General features: G+C 48.2%; 22 protein-coding genes. 19 read left to right on the forward strand and 3 right to left on the reverse strand.

The features are described 5' to 3' along the window. Window positions 1-37 precede the first annotated feature (37 nt). A complete protein-coding gene (locus BLCOC_RS11720; protein WP_029469452.1) occupies window positions 38-1,264 on the reverse strand; it encodes a 6-phosphofructokinase in 1,227 nt (408 codons plus the stop codon). 617 nt (window positions 1,265-1,881) lie between these two features. Between BLCOC_RS11720 and BLCOC_RS11725 the strand changes: the two genes are divergently transcribed. The 12 genes from BLCOC_RS11725 (at window position 1,882) to BLCOC_RS11780 (ending at window position 16,587) form a co-directional block, all read left to right on the forward strand. Then, entirely contained in the window at window positions 1,882-3,342 is a 1,461-nt protein-coding gene (locus BLCOC_RS11725; protein WP_029469451.1) for an aminotransferase class I/II-fold pyridoxal phosphate-dependent enzyme, read from the forward strand. Then, entirely contained in the window at window positions 3,342-4,193 is an 852-nt protein-coding gene (gene speE, locus BLCOC_RS11730) for a polyamine aminopropyltransferase (protein WP_026255428.1), read from the forward strand. Before BLCOC_RS11725 ends, speE begins: the two co-directional genes overlap by 1 nt. Continuing rightward, window positions 4,183-5,034 (forward strand): agmatinase, encoded by an 852-nt coding sequence (speB, locus tag BLCOC_RS11735; RefSeq protein WP_115625377.1) that lies wholly within the window; start codon window positions 4,183-4,185, stop codon window positions 5,032-5,034. The genes speE and speB overlap by 11 nt, the downstream gene beginning before the upstream one ends. 66 nt (window positions 5,035-5,100) lie before the next feature. Beyond that, window positions 5,101-6,303, forward strand: coding sequence for a saccharopine dehydrogenase family protein (locus BLCOC_RS11740; protein WP_115625378.1), 1,203 nt, complete (start codon window positions 5,101-5,103; stop codon window positions 6,301-6,303). Window positions 6,304-6,306: 3 nt separating this feature from the next. Next, a complete protein-coding gene (nspC, locus tag BLCOC_RS11745; protein ID WP_115625379.1) occupies window positions 6,307-7,431 on the forward strand; it encodes a carboxynorspermidine decarboxylase in 1,125 nt (374 codons plus the stop codon). Between the two features lie 208 nt (window positions 7,432-7,639). Continuing rightward, a complete protein-coding gene (gene fba / locus BLCOC_RS11750) occupies window positions 7,640-8,509 on the forward strand; it encodes a class II fructose-1,6-bisphosphate aldolase (protein WP_029469447.1) in 870 nt (289 codons plus the stop codon). A gap of 137 nt (window positions 8,510-8,646) precedes the next feature. Next, the gene (locus BLCOC_RS11755; protein WP_115625380.1) at window positions 8,647-10,026 is read left to right on the forward strand and encodes an alanine/glycine:cation symporter family protein; all 1,380 of its coding nucleotides are present in this window, start codon (window positions 8,647-8,649) and stop codon (window positions 10,024-10,026) included. A 107-nt stretch (window positions 10,027-10,133) separates the two neighbouring features. Beyond that, the gene (locus tag BLCOC_RS11760; protein WP_018594880.1) at window positions 10,134-11,054 is read left to right on the forward strand and encodes an ArsR/SmtB family transcription factor; all 921 of its coding nucleotides are present in this window, start codon (window positions 10,134-10,136) and stop codon (window positions 11,052-11,054) included. A gap of 688 nt (window positions 11,055-11,742) precedes the next feature. Beyond that, a complete protein-coding gene (locus tag BLCOC_RS11765; protein ID WP_242999084.1) occupies window positions 11,743-12,927 on the forward strand; it encodes an ABC transporter substrate-binding protein in 1,185 nt (394 codons plus the stop codon). Between the two features lie 94 nt (window positions 12,928-13,021). Continuing rightward, complete coding sequence (locus BLCOC_RS11770) at window positions 13,022-13,921, forward strand: carbohydrate ABC transporter permease (RefSeq protein ID WP_029469443.1); 900 nt, start codon at window positions 13,022-13,024, stop codon at window positions 13,919-13,921. Beyond that, the gene (locus tag BLCOC_RS11775; RefSeq protein ID WP_018594884.1) at window positions 13,911-14,744 is read left to right on the forward strand and encodes a carbohydrate ABC transporter permease; all 834 of its coding nucleotides are present in this window, start codon (window positions 13,911-13,913) and stop codon (window positions 14,742-14,744) included. Before BLCOC_RS11770 ends, BLCOC_RS11775 begins: the two co-directional genes overlap by 11 nt. 43 nt (window positions 14,745-14,787) lie before the next feature. Then, window positions 14,788-16,587, forward strand: coding sequence for a glycoside hydrolase family 2 protein (locus BLCOC_RS11780; RefSeq protein WP_029469442.1), 1,800 nt, complete (start codon window positions 14,788-14,790; stop codon window positions 16,585-16,587). Between the two features lie 227 nt (window positions 16,588-16,814). Here BLCOC_RS11780 and BLCOC_RS11785 read toward each other — a convergent pair whose 3' ends face one another. Then, window positions 16,815-18,455 carry a potassium/proton antiporter gene (locus BLCOC_RS11785; RefSeq protein ID WP_029469441.1) on the reverse strand — a complete coding sequence of 547 codons (1,641 nt, stop codon included), beginning with the start codon at window positions 18,453-18,455 and terminating at the stop codon, window positions 16,815-16,817. Window positions 18,456-18,654: 199 nt separating this feature from the next. Between BLCOC_RS11785 and udp the strand changes: the two genes are divergently transcribed. The 6 genes from udp to BLCOC_RS11815 all read left to right on the forward strand — a co-directional run bounded on the left by udp (window position 18,655) and on the right by BLCOC_RS11815 (window position 24,095). Continuing rightward, entirely contained in the window at window positions 18,655-19,452 is a 798-nt protein-coding gene (gene udp / locus BLCOC_RS11790; protein WP_018594887.1) for a uridine phosphorylase, read from the forward strand. Then, entirely contained in the window at window positions 19,449-20,663 is a 1,215-nt protein-coding gene (locus BLCOC_RS11795) for a phosphopentomutase (protein WP_115625382.1), read from the forward strand. The genes udp and BLCOC_RS11795 overlap by 4 nt, the downstream gene beginning before the upstream one ends. Then, window positions 20,660-21,616 (forward strand): adenosine deaminase, encoded by a 957-nt coding sequence (gene add / locus BLCOC_RS11800; RefSeq protein WP_131918353.1) that lies wholly within the window; start codon window positions 20,660-20,662, stop codon window positions 21,614-21,616. The genes BLCOC_RS11795 and add overlap by 4 nt, the downstream gene beginning before the upstream one ends. A gap of 102 nt (window positions 21,617-21,718) precedes the next feature. Continuing rightward, complete coding sequence (locus BLCOC_RS11805) at window positions 21,719-22,345, forward strand: TetR/AcrR family transcriptional regulator (RefSeq protein WP_115622282.1); 627 nt, start codon at window positions 21,719-21,721, stop codon at window positions 22,343-22,345. Continuing rightward, window positions 22,296-23,702 carry an MATE family efflux transporter gene (locus tag BLCOC_RS11810; protein WP_115622283.1) on the forward strand — a complete coding sequence of 469 codons (1,407 nt, stop codon included), beginning with the start codon at window positions 22,296-22,298 and terminating at the stop codon, window positions 23,700-23,702. The genes BLCOC_RS11805 and BLCOC_RS11810 overlap by 50 nt, the downstream gene beginning before the upstream one ends. A 48-nt stretch (window positions 23,703-23,750) precedes the next feature. After that, entirely contained in the window at window positions 23,751-24,095 is a 345-nt protein-coding gene (locus BLCOC_RS11815) for a hypothetical protein (protein WP_131918351.1), read from the forward strand. Window positions 24,096-24,189: 94 nt separating this feature from the next. On the opposite strand, the gene BLCOC_RS11820 is transcribed toward BLCOC_RS11815, so the two are convergent. Beyond that, entirely contained in the window at window positions 24,190-25,569 is a 1,380-nt protein-coding gene (locus BLCOC_RS11820) for a TrpB-like pyridoxal phosphate-dependent enzyme (protein WP_115622285.1), read from the reverse strand. A 527-nt stretch (window positions 25,570-26,096) separates the two neighbouring features. Between BLCOC_RS11820 and truA the strand changes: the two genes are divergently transcribed. Further along, window positions 26,097-26,831 (forward strand): tRNA pseudouridine(38-40) synthase TruA, encoded by a 735-nt coding sequence (gene truA, locus BLCOC_RS11825; protein WP_115622286.1) that lies wholly within the window; start codon window positions 26,097-26,099, stop codon window positions 26,829-26,831. Window positions 26,832-26,931: the final 100 nt, after the last annotated feature.

Here is a 26,931-nt window from a genome sequence, read left to right on the forward strand (position 1 = left end):
TTACCGCAGGATTCCCTCTTCTCTGGTATGAAAGGTTTTATTTTCTATAGACAAATGCGGGCAGGCCGTCTGTACCTGTGGGAACATCAACAGTTCCCTGAATGAGGGGAAGGGCATAGATGATGAAATCATCACTTATGTCTGAGCCTTCCCTGGTGATCCATTCCACGGGGACGGTCTTTTCTTTATTACAGATTTCATTTACATCCTCCAGGCCAAGAGTGATGGCGTAGGGGAGGTTGCAAGTCCTTTTGTAAGCTACCATTTTCCCTGTATATCCTCTGAGTGCTGCGCGGACGCCGAACTCACCGGCCATAACAGCTTCCTTCTGGTCTGCTGCAGACATCATGGAAGAGGAGCAGCGCTGGCTTACATTCAATTCAACGGAACGGGCCTTTACACCAAGGCGGTTTCTCACCAGATTCTCCAGATATTTACCGCATCCGGCCAGCATCTTATGGCCAAAGGTGTCTGTTCCTACGTTGTTGTCATACTCACAGATAAAGGTTCCCTTGTCATCATGAATGCCTTCGGAAACGCACACAATGACGTTAGGTGTCTTTTCAAAGCATTCTTCCACTTTTTTTAGGAATGCCTCCTGGTCAAAGGCTGTTTCCGGCAGATAGATGAGAAGAGGGTTGTCCCCTTTATACTTTCTTGCCAGGGCGGAAGCGGCTGTGAGCCAGCCCGCGTGGCGTCCCATGATCTCTATGATAGTCACAGATTTTTTCTCATATACATTGGCGTCGATGACAATTTCCCGCACAGTGGAGGCTACATATCTGGCAGCGCTTCCGAAACCGGGTGTGTGGTCTGTGAGGACCAGATCGTTATCCACGGTCTTCGGCTCTCCGATGAAACGGATATCACTGCCTGCAGAAGCGGCATAGCGTGAGAGCTTGCTCACAGTATCCATGGAGTCATTGCCTCCGATATAGAAGACATACCCTATCTGCAGTTCCTCGAATTTTGCGAACAGTTCCGGATAGACCGGGTCGGATAAATCCTCCGGCAGCTTATAGCGGCAGGAACCAAGATAAGCACCGGGTGTTGTTTTCAGTCCTTCCAGTGTATCACCGGGAAGAGCATCTTCGAAATCCAGGATATGCCCCTCCAAAAACCCCTCGATCCCGTTTACCATTCCATAGACACGTCCGATAAATTCTTTTTGGCGAAGGCCCTCAGATACCACACCGTACAGGCTGCTGTTGATAGCAGCGGTTGGTCCTCCGGACTGGCCGACGATCATATTTTTCATTTCCATAATTCTGTATCCACTGTATAATTGCAATATTTGATGTAACTGTTGGGAATTCTCACAGTTAGTAATATTCCGGCAATTATACCCTCCTTTCCATATGAATCAGAAATTTTGCTACAAATATATCATACCATAGATATCCAGGAGTGAAAACAGAAATTTGTAAACATACTCCATATTTTTCTTGCTATTTTGGTAAAGCTGTGGTAAAGTATGGCATGTATGGAAGACAGATAAAGGTGAAGATTTCCATGCAAATATTTCCGGCAATTTAATTGCCTTATTGATTGAGTTAGAAGCTCAAATTTTATAAGTTGGTTACTTTATAACTAGTGCGTATACAAAACGTCAAACTTGTGAAACGGTCAATAAGAGTATTAAAAGTATAAATATTTGCTATATAGACTCTAAACCATATCTGTTTTTATAAAAAAGAATAAAAGCCATGTTTACCCTGAACGGGTCTTATTTGAGGGCCGGTATGAGCAGGGGGAGCGGTGGATTTCTATAAAAATGAACAGAAGCAAGCATAGGACTATGTATACGATCCTGCTTGCTTTTTTTGTGTTCAAAATTACAGCACACCCGTGTGCAGGCAGGAATCGGAAAAGGAGGTCGAAATGTCAGAATTGAATCAGGAACGGGCGCCCATCTATGAGGCGCTGGAACGTTTCAGGAAAATGCGGGTCGTGCCCTTTGATGTTCCGGGACATAAGCACGGAAAAGGAAATCCGGAACTGGTGGAACTTCTGGGAGAAAAATGTGTGGGGATCGACGTGAATTCCATGAAGCCGCTGGACAATCTCTGCCACCCTGTCTCTGTGATCAGAGAGGCGGAGGAGCTGGCGGCAGAGGCATTCGGCGCGGCTCATGCGTTCCTCATGGTGGGAGGGACCACATCCTCTGTACAGAGCATGGTTTTATCCTGCTGTAAGCGGGGAGATAAGATTATCATGCCCAGAAATGTGCACAGAAGTGCCATCAATGCCTTGGTTCTCTGCGGTGCGCAGCCAATATATGTGAATCCCGATGTGGACTGCAGGCTGGGAATCTCCCTGGGCATGCGGCTGGAACAGGTGGAGGCTGCCATACGGAACAACCCGGACGCAGTGGCTGTGTTTGTCAATAATCCCACGTATTACGGAGTCTGTTCAGACCTGCGCTCTATTGTAAAGCTGGCTCACGAACACGGTATGTTGGTGCTGGCTGATGAGGCCCATGGAACACATTTTTATTTCGGGGAGGGTCTTCCCGTATCCGCCATGGCTGCCGGGGCTGATATAACGGCAGTGAGTATGCACAAGTCAGGAGGAAGCCTGACACAGAGTTCTTTTCTTCTGACAGGCCCGGGAGTCAGTGTCGGACATGTGCGGCAGATCATCAATCTGACCCAGACCACAAGCGGGTCCTACCTGCTGCTCTCAAGCCTTGATATCTCCAGGAGAAATCTGGCTCTTCGAGGACGCCGGGAGTTTGAGAAGGTGATCGATCTTGCGGAATATGCCAGAGAGGAGATCAACAATATCGGCGGTTATTATGCCTTTTCCCAGGACCTGGTAAACGGCAACAGTATCTTTGCCTTTGACCGAACCAAGCTCTCTGTACATACCCTGGAGATTGGACTTGCGGGAATCGAAGTCTATGACATTCTGCGGGATGAGTATGATATCCAGATTGAGTTCGGTGATATTGGAAATATTCTGGCCTATCTGTCCATTGGGGACCGCAGACAGGAGGTGGAGCGTCTGGTGAGCGCCCTGGCGGAGGTAAAGCGGAGGTACAAAAAAGACCGGGCCGGCATGCTGTCTCAGGAATATATAGATCCCAAGGTAGTGGCAACGCCTCAGGAAGCCTTCTATGCGCCAAAGGAATCCCTGCCTTTGGAACAGACAGCCGGAAGGATATGCAGTGAGTTTGTCATGTGTTATCCACCGGGAATCCCGATCCTGGCTCCCGGGGAAGAGATAACAGAGGATATTTTGGATTACATAGTCTATGCAAAAGAAAAAGGATGTTCCATGACAGGACCTGAAGACCCGGGGATCAGGCATCTCAATGTGCTGAAGGGAGGGGCTGTATGATGGAAATGTGGTTTTCCGATGTGCACACGCCAAATGTAAAATTATCCATCCGGGTGGATGAACAGCTTTTTTCCGCCAACAGTGAGCTGCAGCGGCTGGATGTGCTGAGTTCCAGGGAATTCGGAAAGATACTGGTGGTAGACGGGGACCTGGCCCTGACCGAGAAGGATGAGTTTATATATCATGAAATGATAAGCCATGTGCCCATGGCTGTCCATCCCAATGTGAAGCAGATCCTTGTCATCGGCGGCGGTGACGGCGGCGTTGTCCGGGAACTGGCAAAATATGAGGATGTGGAGCAGATCGATGTGGTGGAGGCAGACCCGCTTCTGGTGGAAGTCTGCAGAAGGTATTTTCCGCAGATGGCTTGCAGCCTCAATGACAGAAGGGTGAATATCTATCATGAGGACGGCCTGAAGTTTATCCGCAGCCGTTCGGATGCCTATGATCTGATCATCATTGACTCCCCCAATCCCTTCGGGGCAGCAGAGGGGCTGTTCACAAAAGAATTTTACGGGAACTGCTTCAACGCTCTTCACGAGGATGGAATCATGATCAACCAGCACGAGAGTCCTTTTTACGATGAGGAGGCTTTCTGGTGTCTTCGGATGCATAAGAGGATCGTGGAATCCTTTCCTGTGAGCAGGGTATACCAGGCGCATATTCCATCCTATCCCTCCGGACACTGGCTGTTCGGTTTTGCTTCAAAAAAATATCATCCGGTGGATGACCTGGACGGGGTCCGGTGGAAGCTTTTGGGAATACATACCAGATATTATCTGCCCAGGCTTCACGCGGGCGTCTTTGCACTGCCGGCTTATGTGGAGGAGATGTTAAAAGATGTTGAGTAAAAATATTGTGAATTTTATTGGATGTGACGGGGAGTATGAGGAGTCGCGGATCGTTCTGTTTGGAGCGCCTTTTGATTCCACCACATCCTTCCGCCCGGGAACCCGTTTTGGAAGCCAGGCCATCAGAAATGAATCCTACGGGCTGGAGACGTACAGTCCTTATCAGAAAAAAGATCTGACGGACTTTAAAATATTTGACAGCGGAGATCTGGAACTTCCCATTGGGGATACCGTGCGGGTTCTGGAGGAGATTGAAGGCCGGGCCGGAGAAATTTTAAAGGACAAAAAGCTGCCTTTTATGATCGGCGGGGAGCATCTGGTGACTCTGGGAAGCGTGCGTGCAGCAGTGAAGAAATATCCTGATCTGTGTATCGTACACTTTGATGCCCATGCAGATCTTCGGGAGGACTATCTCGGGGTGGAGCTTTCCCACGCCTGCGTGCTGAGACGGTGCTGGGAGCTGGTGGGAGATGACCGCATTTTCCAGTTTGGCATCCGTTCCGGCGACAGGGAAGAATTTCTATGGGCAGAGGATGGGCATGTGAAGATGCATCCCTTTGACCTGGATGGGCATTCTGAGGTGATCCAAAGACTTTTGGGAAGACCGGTGTATTTTACACTGGATCTTGATGTGCTGGACCCCTCTGTATTTCCCGGGACAGGGACTCCGGAGGCCGGCGGGGTTTCCTTTCAGGAACTTCTGCAGGCAGTTCTGGCAGTGTGCAGGGGATGCAGGGTTGTGGCATGTGATGTAAATGAGCTGTGTCCGCCTTTTGACCAGAGCGGAGTGTCCACAGCAACAGCGGGAAAAATCGTGAGGGAAATGCTGCTTGCGCTGTAAATATCCAGCCGGCCAAACAGAAACCTCATGCTTTCATAAAAAAGTAAACCACAGGAGGAAAAAAATATGGGAAAAGTAATGGTGATCGGTTGCGGCGGTGTGGCAGGAGTGGCAATCCGTAAATGCTGTGCCAACAGCCAGGTATTTGATGAAGTCTGCATTGCCAGCAGGACACTGTCAAAATGTGATGCATTAAAGGCAGAACTGGAGGGCAGGACAGAGACAAAGATCACAACCGCGCAGGTGGATGCGGGCAATGTCGCGGAGCTGACAGCTCTGATCAAGAGGGAAAAGCCCCAGGTGGTTTTGAATCTGGCCCTTCCATATCAGGATCTGACCATCATGGAGGCCTGCCTAGCAGCAAAAACCCACTATATGGATACTGCCAATTACGAACCGGAGGATACGGCGAAATTTGAATACAAATGGCAGTGGGCCTACAGGGAGAAATTTGAGAAGGCCGGTATCACCGCACTGCTGGGAAGCGGATTTGACCCGGGTGTCACAGGTGTATTCTCTGCATACGCCCTGAAACATTATTTTGATGAGATAAACTACATCGATATCCTGGATTGTAACGGGGGAGACCACGGGTATCCCTTTGCCACAAATTTCAATCCGGAGATCAACATCCGGGAGGTTTCCGCCAAAGGTTCCTATTGGGAGGACGGTCACTGGGTGGAGACAGAACCCATGGAGATCAAACGCGTTTACAATTTTGAGGAAGTGGGGGAGAAGGATATGTATCTGCTCCACCACGAGGAACTGGAGTCCCTGGCGCTGAATATTCCGGGGATCAAGAGAATCCGCTTTTTCATGACATTTGGAGAGAGCTATCTCACACATTTGAAATGTCTGGAGAATGTGGGCATGACATCCATTGAACCGATCCTGTATGAGGGAAAAGAGATCGTGCCGCTCCAGTTTTTAAAAGCAGTGCTTCCCGACCCGGCAACTTTGGGGCCGAGAACAAAAGGCAAGACCAATATCGGATGTATCTTCATAGGAAAGAAGGACGGGAAGGAGCGAAAGCTATATATTTATAATGTGTGTGACCACCAGGAATGCTATAAAGAGACAGGTTCCCAGGCAGTGTCCTATACCACAGGCGTGCCTGCCATGATCGGTGCCATGATGCTTATGAACGGCACCTGGAACAAGCCGGGCGTGCACAATATTGAGGAGTTTGACCCGGATCCCTTTATGGAGGCGTTAAATGAATGGGGGCTTCCGTACCGGATATCTGAAAATCCCTGTCTGGTGGAGTAGGCTATGAGACGAGATGAACTGCCCACCCCGTGCTACCTGGTTTCTTTGCCGGATCTGGAAAAAAACCTGGGCATTTTAAAAGGTGTCATGGACCGGACCGGATGCAGGATCCTGCTGGCCCAGAAGGCATTTTCCATGTATGCGCTCTATCCCGTGATAGGAAATTATTTAAGCGGTACAACTGCCAGCGGATTATTTGAAGCAAGACTGGGAGCACAGGAGATGGGGAAAGAAAATCATATCTATTCCCCTGCCTATAAGGAAGAAGAGTTTGACGAGATCCTTTCTTACTGCGGACATATTGTTTTTAACTCCTTTGAGCAGATAAACAGGTACAGAGACCGGGTGATGGCCGCAGGAAAAAGTATGGGGATACGCGTTAATCCCCAGTGTTCCACACAGGAAGGCCATGCGGTCTATGATCCCTGCGCTCCCGGGTCCCGTCTGGGGGTGACAAGGGAGCGGTTTCGGCCTGAGTTTCTGGATGGTGTGGAGGGAATACATTTTCATACACTCTGTGAGCAGGATGCAGATGATCTGAAAATAACGCTGGATGCAGTGGAGGAGAAATTCGGTGAATTCCTGTACCGGATGAAATGGGTGAATTTCGGCGGCGGACACCATATCACCAGGCCGGGATATAACATCCCGCTTTTGGAGGAATGTATCAGAAACATTCAGGAGAAATACCGGGTGACAGTCTATCTGGAACCCGGTGAGGCGGTGGCGTTAAATGCAGGAGTGCTTCTTACAAGGGTATTGGATACCTTTTTTCAGGACGGGAATATTGCCATTTTGGATGCCTCTGCCGCCTGTCATATGCCGGATGTGCTGGAAATGCCCTATCGGCCTCCGCTTGCCAGAAGCGGCAGGGAAGGGGAATACCCGTATACATATTGTTTGGCAGGGCCTACCTGTCTGGCTGGTGATGTGATAGGAACCTATTCCTTTGAACATCCCCTGTCCGTGGGAGAGCGCCTGGAATTTGGCGATATGGCGATCTATACCATGGTGAAGAATAACACCTTTAACGGAATGTGCCTGCCTGCAATCGCAGTGGAGAGGGAGAACGGGGAGTGCCAGGTGGTGAAGGCGTTTGGGTATGAGGATTTTAAGATACGGCTGTAAATAAAAACAGATAACCCCATGGAATAACAGCCGGCGGCGTTAAGGGATAGCAGTTCGCTGCCGCTATTGGTAAATTTGCGTAAGAAAAGCTTGCCAGAAGGGGGAAATGTGTTATAATAATAACAAATCGTTCTTTCCTAATGAACAGGCCGATGGTTTGGGCAGGGATGGGAAAAGCGAGAATTTTCAATTAGTGGAGGTTAGATTTATGTTAGTATCAGCAGCTGAAATGCTTAAAAAAGCAAAAGCAGGACACTATGCAGTAGGACAGTTCAATATCAATAACCTGGAGTGGACAAAGGCAGCTCTGTTAACAGCAGAAGAGTGCAAATCCCCGATCATCCTGGGTGTATCTGAGGGCGCCGGAAAATATATGACCGGTTTCAAGACCGTTGCAGACATGACAAAAGCTATGATTGAAGAGCTGAACATTACAGTTCCTGTAGCTCTGCATCTGGATCATGGTACTTATGACGGATGTTACAAATGTATCAAAGCTGGATTCTCATCCATCATGTTTGATGGTTCTCACTATCCGATCGAAGAGAACGTTGAGAAGACAAAAGAGTTAGCAGGTGTCTGCAAAGGACTGGGCTTATCTCTGGAAGCAGAAGTTGGTTCCATCGGCGGCGAGGAAGACGGCGTTGTAGGAATGGGCGAGTGTGCAGATCCGAAGGAATGTAAGATGATCGCTGACCTGGGTGTGGACATGCTGGCAGCAGGTATTGGAAATATCCATGGAAAATACCCGGAAAACTGGGCAGGTCTTCGCTTTGACGTTCTGGATGACATCCAGAAACTGACAGGTGAGATGCCGTTAGTTCTGCACGGCGGTACAGGAATCCCGGCTGACATGATCAAAAAAGCCATCGATCTTGGTGTATCCAAAATCAACGTAAACACAGAGTGCCAGCTGACTTTCGCTGCTGCTACACGTGAGTACATCGAAGCAGGAAAAGACAATCAGGGCAAAGGCTATGACCCGCGTAAATTATTAAAACCGGGCTTTGACGCAATCTGCGCTACCATCAAAGAGAAAATGGAACTGTTCGGTTCTGTTGGAAAAGCTTTCGAGTAATTCCACTGTAAAACATATGCAATCTAAAACTGCTCCGGGATGACCGGGGCAGTTTTTTTAATCGTTACGGTTGTTCATAGTTTGGACAGCATCCACATATACTGCTATGAATATCTTTTTAGGCAGGTCTTTTTTGTATGTCAAATCTATTACATACACTTCATGAGTTTGTCTGGAGTCCCGGAATGTTATTTTTTTTCCTGGCCACCGGCATTCGTTTCACCATAAAATCACGGTTTTTTCAAATTACCCATGCAGGAGAATGGTTTCGCACCACACTGGGTTCCCTGCTGAAAAAAGAAGAGGTCAGAAAAACGAAAGAAGAGCATTCCATCTCCCAGTTCCAGTCCTTTTGTACTGCACTGGCAGCTACCCTGGGCACCGGGAACATAACAGGGGTGGCAACAGCGCTGATGGCAGGCGGGCCAGGGGCTATTTTCTGGATGTGGGTTTCCGCTTTTTTTGGAATGATGACCAATTACGCGGAGAATTATCTGGGTATCCGGTATCGCTACAGGGATGAGAACGGGGCCTGGGTGGGCGGTGCCATGGTGTATATGGACAGGGGACTCCACTGTAAATGGATGGCTGTTATTTTTTCCGTCTGTTGTCTGGGCGCGTCCTTTGGTATGGGAAATATGGTACAGGGGAACTCCATGGCAAAAGGGCTGGAGGAGGCCTTTCATATACCTGTCTTTCTGACAGGTGTTGTGACCATGCTGGCAACTGCCTATGTGCTGAACGGAGGCCTGAAGCGAGTCGCCGCGTTCACAGAGAAACTGGTTCCGGTCATGGCAGCAGCCTATCTGCTGGGGGCCTTGGTGGTGCTGTGGGTACATAGGGAAATGATACCGGATGCCTTCGGGATCATATTCCGGGAAGCGTTCCGGGTAAAAGCGGCGGTGGGCGGAGTTGCCGGATACGGGATCAGCCAAGCGCTGCAGATGGGTGTGGCCCGCGGTATATTTTCCAATGAGGCGGGCCTTGGCTCCTCTGTGATCGCACACGCCCAATCCGACGTCAAAGACCCAAAAACACAGGGAATGTGGGGAATCGCAGAGATTTTTATAGATACCATTTTAGTGTGCACAGTTACAGCTCTTGTTATTTTAGTAAGCGGTGTCTATCAGCCAGAAATCTGCATTCAGAATCTTGCGGCAGGAATTGAAAATATTGATGGCACCACTCTCACGGGAATGGCATTCTCCACAGCCATACCTTATGGCAAACAGTTTCTGGCAGCCGCTACGGTACTCTTTGCCTTTGCTACCATTGTGGGATGGTCCTGCTTCGGTGAGCGCACAGCCGCATATCTCTGTAAAGAGAGAGGCGCGGCAGCATATCGGTTCTGCTATATTCTTCTCACACTGCCGGGCTGTATGCTTTCCCCAGGTGTTATATGGGAGCTGTCCGATACCTTGAACGGTATGATGGCAATACCGAACCTATTGGCACTGTTCTTTTTAGGGCGGGAAGTGAGATATATAATGGATGGAAAAAAGACGGAAAAGAAGTGAGATTTCTAAGCAGCTTCTTGCTGGATGAGAGGGATAATGTTATACTAAAACAAAATCTATTGAAGTATCTTGTTTAGATATATAAGAAAAAGAGATGGTGGTGTATTATGGCAAAAATAAGAGAGCTGGACATGGAAAATGTGGATACACTCTGTGATGTGGGAAAAGCGCTGTCTTCCCCTGTGCGTGTGGAAATATTGAAGCTTCTCTATTCTGACAATATGATCATAGGAGAGATCGCAAAGGCGCTGGACATTCCTCAGTCCAGTGCTGCTTTTCATCTGAAGCTTCTGGAAAAGGCAGATTTGATCCGTATGGAGGAACAGCCCGGAAGCAGAGGAACCATGAAGGTATGCAGCAGAAAATTTGATTTTGTGAACATGTGTCTGCTGAGGCGGAACCTGGATGTCAATGAGATCGTCAGTGTGGAAATGCCCATCGGCAGTTATACCGGTTGTAAAGTCCATCCCACCTGCGGACTGTATTCCCCGGAGGGAGTTATCGGCATGGAGGATACAGAATACAGCTTTTACGATCCTGAGAAAATAAAGGCAGGGCTTTTCTGGACATCTGCCGGTTATGTGGAATATAAATTTGCTAATGCGGTTCCCAGGAACCGTCATGCCAGGAGCCTGAGCCTGTCCATGGAAATCTGTTCTGAGGCACCGGGATACAGAGAGGACTGGAAATCAGACATTACCGTATGGATAAACGGCGTGGACTGCGGAACCTGGACATGTCCCGGTGATTTTGGGAGCAGGAGGGGAAGACTGAACCCTTCTGTATGGCCGGACGGCTCCACCCAGTACGGTATGCTCATGACCTGGGAGGTGCTGGAAAACGGCTGTTTTATCAATGGAAGCCAGGCCGGGGAAACAGCTTTGAAGGACCTTAGGCTGATGGAAAAGCCATATATTGATGTGCGGATAGGGAATAAAGAGGATGCCAGGTATATCGGCGGATTTAATCTGTTTGGGAAGTCCTTTGGGAATTATGAGCAGGATATTGTGATGAGCGTGGAATATTAAGTGAAACTGTCGTACAGAAAAGCTGTGGGGGTTACAGCTTTTCTGTATGGCAGTTTTTTGTTTTTCAGAAAATATGGCGGGATTTCCGCCTGGCAGGCTTTTTTCATTGCTTTGAGAGGAGAACTATGAAATAAATGTATATCGCAGGGAATAAAAGAAATGGAAAAGCAGATGACATATCATACCAAAGGTAAAAAAGGCGTTCTATAGTTATAACAGAAATACTGAAAATAGGCAGTGGAAATCCCCTAAATAAAACAGTATTACTGTTATTTATATACAGAAATACCGTTATAAATGGTCAAAAACACAAAAAAAAGCAAAATTAAACTTGACATATGGATGAAATGACGGTATTATGGATACATAAAGAACAATAAAACTGTTCTAAATAAGAAGCCTACATACCAACAACCAACAGTAATATTGTTTTTATGACCGGTCGCAAAAAGAGTTAAGAAACCAATTTTTAAGGAGGAAAAGAAAATATGAAACGTAAAGCAATCGCATCGATCATGGCACTTACATTAACTGCAGCGGCTCTTGCCGGCTGTGGAAGCGAAAGTTCAGAAAAAAGCGAGGGGGGGGGGTAAAATCTTCTCAAGAAAATGAAGCACCAGAGCAGGGTGAAGAGGCCTCCGCAGATGTAAATGACGACGGAACGGTGAATAATCCGGAGGCAGTTGCTGTGGATAAAGACAAGCTTGTATTCTGGTCTCTGTTCAGCGGTGGTGACGGAGAATTCATGGACAAGATGATAAGCGAATACAATGAGAGCAGCCCCACAAAGCAGGTGCAGTCCATTATGCTGGTATGGGCAGATTACTATACAAAACTGCAGACAGCAGTGGCAGCAGGTAAAGGCCCTGACATTGGCGTCTCCCATGCGTCTTCCCTTCCGGAGTTGGTGGAACAGGGCGTGGTTGAGCCTCTGGATGATTATCTGGATGAGCTGGGAGTAGATTTAAGTACCATGTATTCAGAGACCTCCATGGAATCCGTAACCTTTGACGGTTCCATCTATGCAGTTCCCCTGGATACTCATGCGGAGATCATGTACTTCAACAAAGATATCCTGGAGCAGGCAGGCGTTGCGCTGAATGACAAGGGCCAGCTTGATATTGCCAGTGAAGACGATTTCTACGCGGTCTGTGACAAGATCAAAGCTGTCATTCCGGAGGGAGGATCTGTTATTTCTCTGACAAATAACGGAGATGACCCGTATCGTGTATGGTGGGCATCGTATTTCCAAATGGGAGGAACTCCTCTGGTCAATGAGGATGGCAGCGAAGTTACCATGGATAAAGATACTGCAATAAAGGCAGCAGAATTTGTAAAAAGTCTCTATGACAAAGGTTATGTGGCAGAGGGGATTGATGACCATCAGCAGTTTTTCCAGAGCGGGAAAGCCGGTATTTATATTGGCGGTACATGGGGAACCGGAGCACTGGAGAAGACAGAGAACCTGAATTTCGGCGCAATGCCTTATCCGCAGATGTTCGACAAAAGCGCGTGCTGGGCAGATTCCCATACTCTGATCCTTCCGACTAAGAAAGACAGAAGCGGAGAAGACAGTAAGGCAGCAGTGGAATTTATGGTAAGTGCCTCTGAAAAAGGTGGTCTTACATGGGCAGGTTCTGGTCAGATTCCTTCCAGCAACGCGGTAAGGGAAAGCCAGGAATATCTGGATATGCCGTACAGAAGCAGCTACATGGAGGCTCTGGAAACCGCTGTTCTTCCTTCAAAGGTTTCTACATTTAATGCCATGAAATCAGGTATGATCGACAGCCTGAATACTCTGTGGTCCGGCGACACAGACGCAGAAGAGGCAGTCGATATGCTTTACGACGAACTTGATACCAATCTTCCGTAAATAAGAAAGGCAGAGAAGGGGGAGCATACAGGCTCTCCTTTCCCTTGCAGACAGCAAAACTATTGTGAGCGTTAAGCTGTAAGGAGGAAATCAAGTGAGTAAAAAAAGAAAACGCAAAAACCTGCTGGCAGGACTGGGGTTTATATTGCCTTTTTTTATCCTGTATACAGTATTTACCATCTGGCCGGTGATCCAAGGGATTTACGTCAGCCTTCATAAATGGTCTCTGATGGGAAAAGTGAAGTTTGTGGGTTTTGACAATTACATAAAGTTCCTTGGAGACAAAAAGTTTCTGGACGCCCTCTGGCATACCACATATTTTGTGCTGATCACCACACCTCTTCTGGTGATCATGGCGCTGATCCTGGCACTGTTTGCCAACAGACCAAACAAATTAAAAAAGGGACTGCGCATCTGTTATTATCTTCCCAGTGTGCTGTCCGTATCGGTTGCGGCATTTATTGCAAAATATATGTTCACGCCATACAGAGGATTTATCAACGGATTTCTGCATTTTATCAAGGTGCTGCCCCCGGACAGGGAACTGCAGTGGCTCAATGAGAGCGGCCTTGCCTGGTCGGCCATCACAACTATGACCATCTGGTGGACCGTGGGATTTTCCATGCTTTTATACCTGTCAGCGCTTCAGGATATTTCGCCCCAGATATATGAGGCAGCGTCCATAGATGGAGCTGCTAAGAGACAGCAGCTCTTCTCCATCGTACTGCCCCTTCTGAAACCAACCACCTACCTGGTGGTGCTTTTGCAGGTGATCGCCTGTTTCAAAGTATTCGGACAGATCTACATGATCACAGGAGGTGGACCTGCAGGCTCCACAAGGCCTTTGATCCAATACATATATGAGACAGCATTCAAGAAAAACAACATGGGTTATGCAGCCGCCATGTCCTATGTGTTGTTTTTGATCCTTGTGGTGCTGACCATTGTGCAGAAGGCGATTGAGAGAAAGGGGGCAGAGGCAGATGAATTCTAAGGCAAAGAAAAAGCCGGGCAGTATTGTGCTGTCCGTGATATCCGTAATCCTGGCAGTTATATTTATGACACCGATCTTGTGGTCTCTTGCAGTGTCCTTCCAGAGAGAGGGAAAACAGATCAACAGTATATTGGACTGGTTTACACCGCCGTATACATTCCAGAATTATCCGGACCTTATCCTGGGGTCTGATGTGACTAAATGGCTGTTTAACAGCGTATTTATCGCTGTGCTGACCACAGTTCTCACTGTGATCCTGTCTGCCATGGCAGCATACGCCCTGGCAAAGATCAAATTTAAGGGGAGCAGTGCACTCTATTTTTATTTCCTTCTGGGTCTGATGGTGCCGGGGGAAGCAACCATCGTGCCCCTTTTTATCACGGCAAACGGCCTGAATCTTATTGATTCTTATGCAGGCCTTATATTGCCCACCATTGCAGGTTCCATGAATCTGATCATTATGGTGACATTCTTTAAAGGGCTTCCAAATGAGCTGTTGGAGGCGGTACAGATTGATGGAGGCGGAGAATTGACCACGTTTTTTAAAGTGGTTCTGCCTTTGTCAAAAGCGGTTATCTCCACTGTCTGCATCTTCGCTTTTATTGGAAGCTGGAATAATTACCTCTGGCCTCTGCTCTGTTCCATGAGCAGCAGCAAGTTCACACTTCCCATTGGTATTCCAACCTTTGCGGGGACCTACACGGTGGACTATGTAAAGCCTATGACAGCAAATATGATAGCGGCTGTGCCTGTTATTCTTATCTATATCCTGTTTGAACGCCAGATTGTGGAAGGAATCACCATGTCAGGCGTCAAAGGATGACGAAAATGCAATTGACATTCATCTATAAGGAGGACAAACAGAAATGAAATGCTACAAGAAAGACTATCCAAGACCCCAGTTTGTACGTGACAACTGGGTAAATCTGAATGGAACATGGGATTTTGGATTTGATGACGAGAACTGCGGAGAAAAAGAGGCGTGGTATGAGAAGTTCGCAGGTAATAGACAGATTCAGGTTCCCTTTACTTATGAGACCAGCCTGAGCGGTATCGGCGAAGAGGAGATCCACGAAAATGTCTGGTACAGACGCAGCTTCACGGCAAAAGGGGAAGAGCTTTGCAAAAAGAGACTTCTTCTGCATTTTGAAGGCAGTGATTTTATCACAAAGGTGTGGGTGAACGGCAGCTTCGCAGGGAGTCACAGAGGCGGATACTCCCGTTTTTCCTTTGACGTGACAGAGTTTGTGAAGGACGGGGAAAATGAACTGGTGGTGAAAGTGGAGGATTCCACTGACATCCATCAGCCGAGAGGAAAACAGCGCTGGATAAAAGAAAACTTTGCCTGCTGGTATGTGCAGACAACGGGAATCTGGAAAACAGTCTGGATGGAATATGTGCCCAAGATCAGTCTGGACAGTGTGAAGATAACCCCGGTCCTTACAGACAACGCGGTGGAGTTAGAATATGAGATCAAAGGGGATTCCGCCTGTCTAGGTGAGGAGCTTCTCGTGGAGGCAGTGGTTAGCTTTGATGGTATGTTTGTGGCAAAAAGTGTGTCTGCCATGACAGCCTCTCATGTAAGAACGGTGCTGGATGTTTCGGGTACCGGGGAGAATGCCTTTGTCTGGGGAGTGAGAACTTGGTCTCCGGAGGAACCGGACCTGTATGACATTTCCTTCCGGGTTCTTTATAAAGGAGAGGTCCAGGATGAAGTCGGCTCCTATTTTGGTATGAGGGAGATCAGAATTGACGGACCCAATATTCTGCTGAACGGCAGACCCCTTTATCAGAGACTGATCCTGGACCAGGGATACTGGAAAGATTCTCATTTGACCCCGCCCAGTGAGGAGGCGCTGATCGAGGATATCGACAAAATCCATGCCCTAGGCTACAATGGACTGCGCAAACATCAGAAGATAGAGGATGAGCGTTTCCTATACTGGTGTGATGTAAAGGGCATGCTGGTATGGAGTGAGGCTGCGGCTGCCTACGGATTTTCAGATTATGCGGTGGAGTTGTTCACAAAAGAGTGGATTGACATTGTACGTCAGAATTATAACCATCCATCCATTATCACCTGGACCCCGTTTAATGAATCCTGGGGAATCCAGAGAGTGGAAGTGGATAGAAGACAGCAGCATTTTACAGAGGCAGTTTACCATCTCACAAAGAGCATGGACGGATACCGCCCTGTGGTGGTCAACGACGGGTGGGAACATACGGTTTCTGATATTATTACCCTTCATGACTATGAGGAGTGCGGCGATATTTTCTATAACCGGTACGCGGGACACAAAGAGGAAATCCTGAATACAGAGATGTATCACAGCAGCAGCAAATCTGCTATGGCCAACGGATACGAATACAAAGGCCAGCCTGTGCTTATCAGTGAGTATGGAGGGATCGCCTTCAACAATGACGACAGCGGTTGGGGATACGGCAATAAAGTGAACAGCAAAGAAGAGTTCATCCGCCGTTTTGATGAGATCACCACGGCTGTGAAAAAGGTGCCTTATATCTGCGGCTTCTGCTATACGCAGGTGTCAGATGTTCAGCAGGAGATCAACGGTCTTATGGACATGGAGAGAAACTTCAAGGTGGAACCTGAAATCATCAAAGAGATCAACGAAAGACATGTGGGGTACTGGAGATCTTACATGTAATATGTTACGATTCAGTCTTTCGGCTTCATAGCAACAAAAGCATGCACACAGACTGCACAAACGGCAGTCTGGCGCGTGGTTGCCTCGGGATTGCCTTGCAAATGCAAGGCAACACCTCGCGGGACAGTGGAAGGCTGAACTGTTACTGTAATATACAACAGCTCTGCGGAAAAAGCATAGACCGCAGAGCTGTTTTTGTAATGCAGCGACTGGAGGACTAATTTCTTCTATTCGGAGGGAAGTTCTTTTACGGGTAGGTTTTTACGGTATTCCGGTATAGAGTATATCACAAGCAGATCATTTTCCATGATAACAGTGTCACCCTTTGGAACAATGGTCTCCTCCCCGCGCAGTATCATAATGACCAGTTCTCCCGGATAAGGGGAAAAGTCGGAAATCTTAATGCCAATCCAGGGGCTTTTGGCAGTTATTTTCATCTCTGTCAGTTCCAGATTTTCCTGCTCCTGATAGCCGCGGGCACTTAACACCGCTGTATCTCCCGGGAGAAAAACAGTTTCCCCGCTGGGTATCATGGTTTCCTCTCCCCGCAGAAGCATAAGAAACAGAGTGTCAGGGGGAAGGGAGATGTCTTTGACTGCCGTATGACTCCAGGTGTGTTCTTCTGTTATACGGATTCTGATAAACTGCAGGTCCACCTCCTCAGAATAATCACTGAAAGTCTTCATAACATCTGCATTCGTATCACTCATGTTAAGCTTTTTAGCAGCCTGGGACAAAAAGCTTCCCTGGAATAAAATAGACAGGAGTACAATACAAAATACGATATGGTAGACATCAAAACTTGTATAGGCGTCATCTACAGTTGCCATAATGGCGAAAACAATAGAGGCAGCACCTCTGAGTCCTGCAAAGGAGATGAGAACCTGCTGGTTGAAGCGGCATTTGAAAGGCGTCAGTATGGAGGCAACTGCCAGAGGCCTTGCCACCAGTGTGAGGAACAGGGCAATCGCCAGGGCAGGCAGGAAAATAGAGGGCAGCTTTGACGGCGTTGCCAAAAGACCCAGGAGAAAGAAGATCAGCATCTGCATAAGTCCTGTGATCCCGTCAAAAAAGTTTACCAGTGATTTTTTATTCCTGATCTTAGTATTTCCAAGGATGATCCCCACCATGTAGGCGCTCAGATATCCGTTTCCCCCCGCCATGGAGGGCAGCGTATAGGACAGAAGCGCGACTGCGATGACAAAAGCCATATCAAATCCTGCAATATGGAACTGCATGTGCCGCAGGATAAAACGGGCGGCAAAGGCTATAAGACATCCAAAAAGAATCCCGAAGAAAAGCTGGGCAAATATCATAGAAAGGACAGAGCCTGTGCTGGCTGTGCCGCTCATGGCGGAGAGGACCACTGCAGTCAGCATGTAGGAGCAGGGGTCATTGCTTCCGCTTTCCAGTTCCAGCATGGAGGCAGTGCCGTATTTTAATCCCATATTTTTGGAACGGAGAATGGAGAAGACAGAGGCGGCATCTGTGGAACTGATGACAGAACCGATGAGCATGCTGTCCAGAAAGCTGAATTTAAGAACAAAGTAACAGAAGAAGCCTGTGAGGGCAGCCGTGATCACAACACCCAGTGTGGAGAGGAGCACAGATTTGACAGCAACCGGCCTGGCTTCATTCCAGTTGGTGCCGAAACCGCCGTAGAACATAATAAAGATCAAGGCGATGGAACAGATATTTTCCGCAAGGGGATAATTGTCAAAGGGGATTTTCAGTATACCGTCTGTGCCGAAAGCCATACCGAGGACGATAAATGCCAGCAGCATGGGCACGCCTATTTTTTCGGAAATCCGGTGCAGCAGAATACAGAGCAGAATTACAGATGAGATCAAGAGCAAATTCCATGTCATTGTTTATACCTCCTGGTGTGTGTCCGCAGTTGAAGCAGAAGTTTTCGGTGCCGGGCAGGCGTCAGGGATAGTGAAACCTGACATTATTGTATCACAAAATCATGTTTTTGTAAAAAAGAGACACATGACCTTTTTTATTTGCTGTGATTTGTTATAATAAATCTATGAGCCACGTAAATTACAGGAAAGGGATGAATATATGATAAATTATTCGGAAGTAGAGGGAAAACAATATCACACACAGGTGGGAAGAGGTGATGTAGGGCGCTATGTCATCATGCCGGGCGACCCTAAGCGGTGTGAAAAGATAGCAAAATATTTTGATGATCCAAAGCTGATCGCAGACAGTAGAGAGTATGTGACCTATACGGGAACACTGGAGGGAGAGATGGTCAGCGTAACCTCCACGGGTATTGGAGGTCCTTCTGCATCCATTGCAATGGAAGAATTGGTCATGTCAGGCGCGGATACCTTTATCCGGATCGGCACTTGCGGGGGAATGGATCTGGATGTGAAAAGCGGTGACCTTGTCATTGCCAACGGAGCCATCCGCATGGAAGGGACCAGTAGGGAGTACGCCCCCATTGAGTTCCCGGCTGTACCTGATTTTGATGTGACAAATGCCCTTGTAAGTGCAGCAAAGACACTTAAAAAACCTTATCATGTGGGAGTGGTGCAGTGTAAGGACTCTTTTTTCGGCCAGCACTCCCCGGAGACAAAACCGGTGGGGTATGAACTGCTGAACAAATGGGACGCATGGCTGAAGCTGGGCTGCAAAGCTTCTGAGATGGAATCCGCGGCCCTTTTCATTGTTGCCAGTTATCTGAAGGTACGGGCCGGCAGCGTTTTCCTGGTGGTTGCCAACCAGGAACGGGCCAAAAAAGATATGCCAAATCCTGTTGTGCACGATACAGAAAGCGCGATCCAGGTGGCAGTGGAAGCTGTCAGGGCCTTGATACGGAAGGAAAATGCCGGGAAGAGGGACAGAGGGGAATGACTATGGAAAATAAAGAGAGATTCAGAAGAGTATTCGTGATCGTGATAGATTCCTTGGGGGTAGGCGGCGCAGTGGACGCGGCTGAGTTTGGAGATGCAGGGGCAGACACCCTGGGACATATTGCTTCTCATGTAAAAGGCTTCTCCCTGCCCAATCTGCAGAAGCTGGGAATCGCAAATCTTCACCCACTGGAGAAAATAGCGCCTGTGGAACATCCCATGGGGTATTACACAAAACTGAATGAGATCAGCAGGGGGAAGGATACCATGACAGGTCACTGGGAGATGATGGGGCTGAAAACAGAAAAGCCCTTTATCACCTTTACGGAGACAGGGTTTCCTCCGGAATTGATCTTGGAGCTTGAAAAGCGGACCGGGCATAAGGTGATCGGCAATAAAAGCGCCAGCGGGACGGAAATTCTGGATGAGCTGGGAGAGGAGGAAATAGCAACCGGGCATATGATCGTGTATACCTCTGCCGACTCTGTACTCCAGATCTGCGGCAATGAGGAAACCTTTGGCCTTGAAGAACTGTACCGGTGCTGTGAAATTGCAAGAGAACTTACCATGAGAGATGAGTGGAAGGTGGGAAGAGTCATTGCAAGACCCTATGTGGGCAGGAAGAAAGGCGAATTTAAGCGCACCAGTAACCGCCATGACTATGCGGTTAAGCCTTTCGGGAAAACTGTGCTGAACGCTCTGAAGGATGCAGGGCTGGATGTGATTTCCATTGGTAAGATCAATGATATTTTTGCCGGGGAGGGAATCACAAAAGCGCTGAAGTCCAAAAGCTCTGTCCATGGTATGGAGCAGACCATTCAGGAGGCCAAAGAGGATGATTTTCACGGGCTTTGTTTTGTGAACCTGGTGGATTTTGATGCCCTTTGGGGCCACAGGAGAGACCCGGAAGGGTATGCCGGAGAGCTTATGAGATTTGATGAGAAGCTGGGGATCCTGCTTCACACTATGAGGGAGGATGACATGCTCATCATCACAGCCGATCATGGAAACGACCCCACCTATACAGGGACAGACCACACCAGGGAACAGGTGCCGTTTCTGATCTGGTCCCCCTCTTTTAAGGAGGGAAAGGAGCTTCCCAAGGCGGATTCCTTTGCCGTGGTGGGCGCCTGCGTGGCTGAGAATTTCGGCATACCTATGCCAAAGGGGACGATTTCCATATCCAAAAACTACCTGGAGGAATGCAGATGAATACCATTGGGGAACTGAAAAAATATGACCTGCACTGTCATCTGGATGGGTCTCTTTCTGAGGCAGTCATCCGGAAACTAGCTGCAGGAGCCGGGGTGGAGATCCCGGCAGGAGAAAAGCTTATGGAGCTTTTACAGGTGGAGCCGGACTGCAGAAGTCTGAAAGAGTATCTGGAAAAATTTGATCTGCCGCTGTCCTGCCTGGCGGACCGGGACAGCTTTAGGACCGCTGTGTCAGAACTGCTTGGTGACGGGGCAAAAGAAAATGTGGTATACATGGAAATCCGGTTTGCGCCTCTTTTATCTGTGCGTGACGGTCTTACCTGCAGGCAGATCATTGAGGGAGCGCTGGACGGCCTTTGGGAAGGAAAAGAGAAATACGGTGTGGATGGAAATCTGATCCTATGCGGTATGCGGCATATGCCGGTGGAACAGAATGTGGAGCTTGCAGAAACTGCCAGGGAATACCTGGGGCAGGGGGTGGCAGCTCTTGACCTGGCAGGAGATGAGGCTGCTTTTCCGGTTAAGCTGCACGCCAAAATGTTTGAAACCGCCAGAAAACTGGGAATTCCTTTTACCATCCACGCAGGAGAATGCGGCAGTCCCAGGAGTGTGTGGGATGCCATAGAGCTGGGGGCTGACAGGATTGGCCATGGCATCGCCGTCAGTAAGGATAAAGAACTGAAAGCTTGGTGCGCTGCAAAGCAGATTCCCCTTGAAATGTGCCCTTCCAGCAATCTCCAGACCAGGGCGGTTAAAAACATGGAAGAATATCCGTTTCTGGAATTTCTGGAGGCAGGCATTCCCGTAACCGTGAATACGGATAACCGGACAGTCAGCAAAACCACCATAACCGGGGAACTGGAACTGCTTCAGGCATATTACCACATCACTTACAGCGATATGGAGCTTCTGATGAAGCATGCGGCTCAGGCGGCATTTATCCATAATTGACAAAACTAACACCGTTCGTATATAATATAGATAATACGAACGGTGTTAGTTTTTGCTTTTATTTAGTAAGTTTGCTTTGCATCTGAGAAACAAGGAGGCATAATGGGAAGAAAAGGACTGAATACGGAAGTGATCGCGGAGGCGGCTATTGGGCTGGTGGAGGAGAAGGGATACCGGAATTTTTCCATGCGTGAACTGGCAGCCCGTCTGGGAGTACAGCCGGCTTCTCTCTATAATCATGTAAATGGTATAGAGGCGGTTTATACAGCAGTGGGCCTTCACGGAATATCAATTCTGGAAAAGGCACTGGAGCAGGCATACGGGTTTCAGGATTTTACGGAAGCGCTCTTGGTCATGGCCAAGGCCTACCGGGGTTTTGCCAAGGACAGTCCGGAGCTGTATCAGGCTGTCATTGAGATGCGCACCTCGGAAAATGAAGAGCTGCGTCAGAATATACAGCGTATCATACATCCGTTTCTGGTGCTGATCGGCAGGGTAGTGGAGGACCAGGAGAAAGTGGTGCATTTCCAGAGGATGATGCGCAGCGCGCTGCACGGATTTGTTTCCCTGGAGCGGGAAGGATATCTTACTTATGAACTGACAGACAGCAATGCCAGCTTTCATTTTATGGTGGAAAGCCTGGCAGGGCTTATAATGAGAGAGGGGGAGAAAGAAAATCATGACAGCAGCAGAAATCACAGCAGAGGAGCGGGAACGGAAACAGTATGAGAAGATGACAGAGACACCGGTGTCCAGTCTGATCGTGGGATTGGGGATTCCTACTATTATAAGTATGCTCATCACCAATATCTACAACACGGCGGATACCTATTTTGTCAGCCGCCTGGGGACCAGCGCCAGCGGAGCGGTGGGAGTGGTTTTCAGCCTGATGGCAATTCTGCAGGCCTTTGGATTTATGTTCGGACACGGAGCGGGAAGCATAATCTCCAGAAAGCTTGGAAAAAGGGACCGGGAGAGTGCCAGCAGGTTTGCGTCCACCAGTTTTTTCCTTTCTATTTTGACTGGAATTGTGATAGGAGCAGCGGGGATCACATTTTTGACCCCGTTTATGAGAGTGCTGGGCAGTACGGATACTATCCTGCCTTTTGCCAAACAATACGGATTTTTTATATTGCTGGCAGGTCCTTTTATGACAGGAAGCTGTGTTCTGAATAATATTCTCCGCTATGAGGGAATGGCAGCTTATGCCATGATCGGACTGACCACAGGGGGTATCCTGAATATCATAGGAGATCCTATTTTTATGTTTGGCCTGGATCTTGGAGTGGCGGGAGCCGGCCTGGCAACAGCCCTTTCCCAGATGATCAGTTTCTTTATCCTGCTCTATATGTTTGTAGCGAAAAAGACCCAGAGCAGACTGGCTTTCCGGCTGATGACACGTGATATCCGTGAAATAGGCCTGATCATTGCCACGGGATTTCCAAGTCTGATCCGCCAGGGTCTGGGAAGTGTTTCCACCATGCTCCTGAACCATCAGGCAGCGGTATACGGGGACGCGGCGGTGGCTGCTATGAGTATCGTAAACAGAATCTGTATGCTGGTGTTTTCTGTAGGGCTTGGGCTTGGTCAGGGATTTCAGCCGGTGGCTGCCTTCAACTACGGAGCAGGAAAGTATTCCCGTGTAAAGAGAGGGTTCTGGTTTACGGCCGGGTCTGGCGAGGTGATGCTCGGAAGCTTTGCAATCATCTGCCTTCTGGTTTCCTCAGGTATCATCGGCATATTCCGGGATGACCCGGAGGTGATCGCCATCGGTGTCTTTGCGCTCCGATGCCAGTGTGCTGCCTTCTTCTTTCAGCCTCTGTCTGTCTGCACCAATATGATGCTCCAGAGTGTGGGGGAGAGCAAAAAGGCGTCCTTTCTCTCGGCCCTCAGAAGCGGGATATGCTTTATTCCCTTGATCCTTATATTACCTGCAGTGATGGGGCTTCGAGGGGTGCAGATCGCGCAGGCAGTGGCAGATGTTCTGACCTTTGCCATCTCGCTGCCTCTGGTGGCGGCATTTTTAAAAAGACTGCCCAAAGATGAGGAAATGCCTGCTGTGAGGACGGCAGAAGTAGATATATGAAAGAGGATACTGTAGGTCGAAAACTGTACATTTTTATTGAGAGTTCCTATGCAGAAAAGGAGTTTTATGATTCCTGCGTATATTAAATCTTATTTATTCGTAATATTCATATTATTAGTTTTTGAATATGTTTTTCATAAAGTATTTATTAAAATCCATCCAACATATGCCTCCGGTAAAAAAATAGAGAGACCGCCCTCCTATTTTGGGCCTTTTTCCAAGGGAGAATTTGTGGCCTGGCTTGTCCGCAGCATAGGAGCGCCTACATGGATTTTTATATTTCCGAATGCAGTTTCAACGATGCATAATAATATAGTGATCGGAGGATTTGTTGTATTTTTTATTGTAATTCCCATGATCCTTACGATAAAAATTGATGGACGTAATAACTGACAACTGTAAAATGGACGGTTGACAGGCGAAAAATTTAAATAAAGCCCCGCGTTTCAGACTGAAAATCTGTAACGCGGGGCTTTGGCAGGCGTTTTTATTCCTGGATGCCGGGTATTTTAGGCAGCCGTGCAAAGCTCTTTTCCAGCTCTGCATCTGTTGGGATATAGTCTTTCATGGTTCCGTCCATAAAAGACTGGTAAGCATACATATCAAAATATCCGGTTCCGGTCAGGCCGAAGAGAATGGTTTTGGCCTCTCCGGATTCTTTGCATTTCAGTGCTTCCTGGACAGCGCCGTAGATGGCATGTGCAGATTCAGGGGCCGGAAGGATGGTCTCCTGTTTGGCGAACATGGTGGCTGTCTCGAATACTTTGCTCTGTTCCACAGAAATTGCCTCCATGAAGCCGTCGTGATACAGCTTGGAGAGGATAGGAGACATGCCGTGATAGCGCAGGCCGCCTGCGTGGTTTGCTGACGGAATGAAGTCACAGCCAAGAGTGTACATTCTGGCAAGAGGTGTCACCTTTCCTGTATCACAGAAGTCATAAGCGTATTTGCCGCGGGTCAGGGACGGACAGGAAGCAGGCTCCACTGCCACAATGCGGGGATTTGCTTTTCCTGTAAGTTTATCCTGCATAAACGGTGCGATCAGGCCGCCCAGATTGGAGCCGCCTCCTGCGCATCCCACTACCACATCCGGGTATTCATCCAGCAGTTCCATGGCTGTCTTGGATTCCAGACCGATAATAGACTGGTGGAGCAGTACCTGGTTCAGCACGGAACCAAGTACGTATTTGTACCCGTCCGTGGAAACAGCTTTTTCCACAGCCTCGGAGATTGCACAGCCCAGGCTTCCTGAAGTGCCTGGATTTTCAGCCAGGATCTTACGGCCGATCTCCGTGGTCTCGCTTGGACTTGGAATGATTTCCGCGTCAAAGGTGTGGATCACGGATTTGCGGAAAGGCTTCTGTTCGTAGGAACATTTTACCATATAAACGATCAGGGGCAGATGGTAGAAAGAGCAGGCTTCCGCCAGAGCGGTTCCCCACTGGCCTGCACCGGTCTCTGTTGTCAGTCCTTTTAAGCCCTGTTCCTTTGCATAATAGGCCTGAGCCACTGCTGAGTTTAATTTATGGCTTCCTGAGGTGTTGTTGCCCTCGAATTTATAGTAAATTTTAGCCGGGGTGTCCAGGTATTTTTCCAGGTTGTAGGCACGGATGAGAGGAGAGGGACGATACATTTTGTAAAAGTCCTGGATCTCTTCCGGAATATCAAGGTAACGGGTGGTATTGTCCAGCTCCTGGTGTGCCAGCTTTTCACAGAATACAGGATAAAGCTCCTCCTCGGTGATAGGTTTGCCTGTTCCTGGGTTTAAAAGGGGGTCGGGAAGATTTTTCATGTCTGCCCTCAGGTTATACCACTGTTTTGGCATCTGGTCCTCGGTTAAATATACTCTGTGCGGAATTTTTTTCATGATATTGTTCTCCTTTCTTATGGCGCGAATCCCGGAGATGGAGTTAGGGGTACAGCGGCAATAAAAAAAGCCTCTGCCTCTGCAATCTCTGCAGGGACAAAAGCTTGTTATACAATCTTTTGCGGTACCACCCGGCTTGATGAATCTATCATCCACTCTGTTCATGTACTTTCATACACGGTTCCTTGATAACGGGTGAACATCCCGTCGGGCATTACTTGGAAAATTCCTTTCTTCCCGACCTCATAAGTCCATTCAATATCCGTTCTATTATCTTAATCCCACCAATTTAAGACTCTCTGCCGGCAGTATAGCTGCCGTTATCAATAAAACCTGGATATCTACTACTCTTATTCTACGGTTTCGCTGTTGCAATTATTTATTTTATGTTTATCACTATAGTAGGTGAAAGTGGATTTGTCAAGAGAAAAATTGAAAATTCTCCCTTTTCGTCGAATGGGATGTCTGATAGAATAGACAGAAGCGATGGAATATCAGATGGAATATTATGAGAAGAGGGATATAACATGAATTACAGATTGGATATACAGTATGACGGAACACGCTATGAGGGATGGCAGAGGCAGAAGACTACCGGCAATACTATTCAGGGTAAAATCGAGGAGGTTCTGTCCAGAATGTTGGAGACACCGGTTCAGATAGACGGTGCAGGCAGAACAGATGCAGGTGTCCATGCGAAAGGGCAGGTGGCCAATGTGCATATGGACACAGAAAAAAGTTGTGAGGAGATATGTGAATACTTAAACCGCTATCTGCCGGAGGATATAGGGATCAAGGAAGTGAGCCAGGTGCAGGAGCGCTTCCACAGCCGTCTTCTGGCTAGAAAAAAGATATATCAGTATCGGATCGCGGCAGGGTATCATAAGAATGTATTTGAGAGAAAGTATCAGTGTCCTCTCCATGAGACCTTTGACGTGGATGCCATGAAAGAGGCAGCCCGGCTGCTGACAGGTACTCATGACTTTAAGAGCTTTTGCTCCAACAAGAGGATGAAAAAATCCACGGAGCGGACCATTTACAGCATTGACGTGGAATCACTGCCCGGGGAGTTGAGGATCACATACACCGGGGATGGTTTTCTCTACAATATGGTGCGGATCCTCACAGGAACCCTGGTGGAAGTAGGCAGAGGGGTCAGAAAGCCGGAGAAGATGACGGATATCCTTTTGGCCTGCAACAGGGAGGCGGCCGGATTCACGGCTCCTGCCCAGGGCCTCACGCTTCTCAGGGTGGAATATTAACAGACGTTTTGGCGTCCTTTGGTATATTTTGGAATAGGAGCAAAGCGTTCGGTCCGGGGAATTTAGATTGCAAAAGTCGGGCCGGGCGTGTAAAATGAAT

The sequence above is a fragment of the Blautia coccoides genome (genome assembly GCF_034355335.1).
Lineage (GTDB): Bacteria > Bacillota > Clostridia > Lachnospirales > Lachnospiraceae > Blautia > Blautia producta.

Coding starts and splice junctions, on each gene's coding strand:
- BLCOC_RS11720 (WP_029469452.1), bottom strand. CDS start 1,264: ATGGAAATGAAAAATATGATCGTCGGCCAGTCCGGAGGACCAACCGCT.
- add (WP_131918353.1), top strand. CDS start 20,660: ATGAATACCATTGGGGAACTGAAAAAATATGACCTGCACTGTCATCTG.
- BLCOC_RS11780 (WP_029469442.1), top strand. CDS start 14,788: ATGAAATGCTACAAGAAAGACTATCCAAGACCCCAGTTTGTACGTGAC.
- BLCOC_RS11820 (WP_115622285.1), bottom strand. CDS start 25,569: ATGAAAAAAATTCCGCACAGAGTATATTTAACCGAGGACCAGATGCCA.
- BLCOC_RS11785 (WP_029469441.1), bottom strand. CDS start 18,455: ATGACATGGAATTTGCTCTTGATCTCATCTGTAATTCTGCTCTGTATT.
- BLCOC_RS11810 (WP_115622283.1), top strand. CDS start 22,296: ATGACAGCAGCAGAAATCACAGCAGAGGAGCGGGAACGGAAACAGTAT.
- BLCOC_RS11755 (WP_115625380.1), top strand. CDS start 8,647: ATGTCAAATCTATTACATACACTTCATGAGTTTGTCTGGAGTCCCGGA.
- BLCOC_RS11795 (WP_115625382.1), top strand. CDS start 19,449: ATGACTATGGAAAATAAAGAGAGATTCAGAAGAGTATTCGTGATCGTG.
- speB (WP_115625377.1), top strand. CDS start 4,183: ATGTTGAGTAAAAATATTGTGAATTTTATTGGATGTGACGGGGAGTAT.
- BLCOC_RS11760 (WP_018594880.1), top strand. CDS start 10,134: ATGGCAAAAATAAGAGAGCTGGACATGGAAAATGTGGATACACTCTGT.
- BLCOC_RS11775 (WP_018594884.1), top strand. CDS start 13,911: ATGAATTCTAAGGCAAAGAAAAAGCCGGGCAGTATTGTGCTGTCCGTG.
- truA (WP_115622286.1), top strand. CDS start 26,097: ATGAATTACAGATTGGATATACAGTATGACGGAACACGCTATGAGGGA.
- nspC (WP_115625379.1), top strand. CDS start 6,307: ATGAGACGAGATGAACTGCCCACCCCGTGCTACCTGGTTTCTTTGCCG.
- speE (WP_026255428.1), top strand. CDS start 3,342: ATGGAAATGTGGTTTTCCGATGTGCACACGCCAAATGTAAAATTATCC.
- udp (WP_018594887.1), top strand. CDS start 18,655: ATGATAAATTATTCGGAAGTAGAGGGAAAACAATATCACACACAGGTG.
- BLCOC_RS11815 (WP_131918351.1), top strand. CDS start 23,751: ATGCAGAAAAGGAGTTTTATGATTCCTGCGTATATTAAATCTTATTTA.
- BLCOC_RS11740 (WP_115625378.1), top strand. CDS start 5,101: ATGGGAAAAGTAATGGTGATCGGTTGCGGCGGTGTGGCAGGAGTGGCA.
- fba (WP_029469447.1), top strand. CDS start 7,640: ATGTTAGTATCAGCAGCTGAAATGCTTAAAAAAGCAAAAGCAGGACAC.
- BLCOC_RS11805 (WP_115622282.1), top strand. CDS start 21,719: ATGGGAAGAAAAGGACTGAATACGGAAGTGATCGCGGAGGCGGCTATT.
- BLCOC_RS11725 (WP_029469451.1), top strand. CDS start 1,882: ATGTCAGAATTGAATCAGGAACGGGCGCCCATCTATGAGGCGCTGGAA.